This window comes from Pseudoalteromonas denitrificans DSM 6059, assembly GCF_900112265.1.
In the GTDB taxonomy this organism is placed as follows: domain Bacteria; phylum Pseudomonadota; class Gammaproteobacteria; order Enterobacterales; family Alteromonadaceae; genus Pseudoalteromonas; species Pseudoalteromonas denitrificans.
The window spans coordinates 1-2,302 of sequence record NZ_FOLO01000114.1 but is presented as its reverse complement, the minus strand read 5'-3'; the positions used below and the strand labels follow the sequence as shown (position 1 = coordinate 2,302).

Genomic DNA, 2,302 nt, shown 5'->3' with positions numbered 1-2,302 from the left:
TCATTTGATGTCTGTATCTGTTAGGTTTGTTTTTTGGCGAAAGTATATTTAACAGATCACAGGCATCACTTCAAAAGTTTGTGGGGATCCTTAAGCCTTTAGGCTAACTGTTTATTCAACCTTATTTATAACCAAATAGCATCCCAATGAGGGTATTCTCCTATATGTTTAACTAAACCTGCACGTAATGGATTAGCAACAATGTAACGAGCTATATTTTTTCTATCATCTTCATGCCTAAGCGCCCTATCGTAAAAACCTTTTTGCCATATTTCCCCTCTATGATTTATCATTTTATTTATATCTCTTGCGGATCTGCCTTTAATTGACATCATAAGGTGTTTTAAGTCACTTTCCTGTAATGAAATAAGTATATGAAAATGATCTGGCATGATTATCCAACTAAGCCAAGTCGCATTATTTTGTTCCTGTTGGTTTTTAAATTCATTAACTAAAATTCTGGCCAAGTTAAAGTTTTTAAAAATGGGTTTTCTATTATGCGTTACTGATGTGATCAAGTATTCTTGATTTAATTGTGAGAAACGGCCTTTAGTTAATTCATGGTATGTCATAGCTAATTCCTTTAGCTTAAATGTTTATATTAGTATAAATAAATGCATTCTGTAGATTTTAATTTTGGCAGGGTTGTCTCTAAGCTAACTGTTTAGGACTTTTAAAAAGTAAGGCTACCGGCAATAGCTCCTGCATTGCTCTAGTACCAACATCCAAGTAGGCAAAGCCTCACCTACAAGATTCGTTATTCTGTAGATTGGCCTTTAGGCTAACTGCTTAAGATTTAATGATAATTCAAACAATAAAAGCTATGAACATGCTAATTCTATTTGCGTTGTTGGTAGGTAAATTTTAAAGCTCGTACCTTCAGAGCTAGAAGTAACATCAATTGTGCCATCATGTTCATCACAAATAATTTTATAACTTATGAATAATCCTAAACCTGTTCCTTCACCAACAGGCTTTGAAGTGAAAAATGGAGAGAAAACATTTGAAATATCTTTTTGCGGAATACCTATGCCATTGTCTTTAATGGTAATAACAATGCCGCTTTTGTATTTTACTGTTGTTATAGATATTTGACCATTAACATCACATGCTTGACTGGCATTTATCAATAAATTCATAAATACTTGATTCAACTTACCTGAATCACCATAAATTTCTGGTATTACATTTAGATTTAAAATCACTTTACATTTATTTTTTAACTCATTTCGTAATATGTTAAGTGTTGTTTTTAAATTTTTATTAATATCTACCGATATAAAGCGCTCGTATTTTGAACGTGAGAAGTTACGCAAATCTAATACAATATCTTTTGCTGATTTCAGACCAAATATTGATTCTTTGATCAGTGAGTTTGAGTCATTTAAAATATAATTAAACTCATCATCTAATAAGGGGGCTTTATTTTTTATATCTATTTCATCATTATTAATAATTGTATGTGTCACTTTTTTAATCTCGTCTATGTAATCTTTTAATATTGAAAGATTACTTAACGAAAACCCTAGCGGTGTATTTATTTCATGTACAATTCCTGCCGCTAATAAACCAATTGATGCCATTTTTTCAGATTGAATTAATGATTGTTGATTTTGAGCGAGTTCAAACATACTTGCTTTAATTTTTTCATTGCTTCTTTCTAATCGCAGTTGTGCTACTTTTAATGAATTTTGATACTGTGCGGATGCAATTCTAGGTGAGGCAATATTGGCTATCACTTGCAGTATTTCTTTATCAAAATCTGAGTAGCCATTCACTTTATTTGATTCTGAGTCTATCACTGCAATTGTAGTACCTTCATAAATTACAGGTACAGTTAACTCTGATTTACCACAAAATTGATCAAAAATGTAACGTGAATCTGCTTGTGTATTTGGAATATATTCAGCTACTCCCGTTTTTGCAACTGTACCAACAATCCCTTCTCCAACAGGGATTTCTATACGTTTAAATATTTGTCTATCTTTTTTATTTTTAAGGCCAAATGCAGCCATTTGAATTAGCGTATTGTCATTGCGTAAATATATAACACAGTCATTAAAGCCCATTATTTCACCAACGCCTTGAGCGATTGACCAAAGTAAATCGTCTAACAATGCTTTATCGAGCATAACTATGGCAAAGGCGTTTATTTTTTCTACACCCAATGATGACACGAGCTTATCCTCATAAATAAGTATGATTACTATAAAAGAATCGGCCGCAAGCGACCGAGTTTAAAAGAGTCCCAGCTGACTTCCGTGAACTTCTTTTTTATCTAATTCAATCAATTGGTTTTGCA

Annotated in this window: 2 protein-coding genes; both read right to left on the bottom strand. The window is 32.1% G+C overall.

Annotated features, from left to right (window positions below; genetic code table 11):
• Window positions 1–125: 125 nt before the first annotated feature.
• Entirely contained in the window at window positions 126–572 is a 447-nt protein-coding gene (locus BM088_RS26820) for an REP-associated tyrosine transposase (protein WP_091991992.1), read from the bottom strand.
• A gap of 249 nt (window positions 573–821) precedes the next feature.
• Entirely contained in the window at window positions 822–2,177 is a 1,356-nt protein-coding gene (locus tag BM088_RS26815) for an ATP-binding protein (protein ID WP_091991990.1), read from the bottom strand.
• Window positions 2,178–2,302 lie beyond the last annotated feature (125 nt).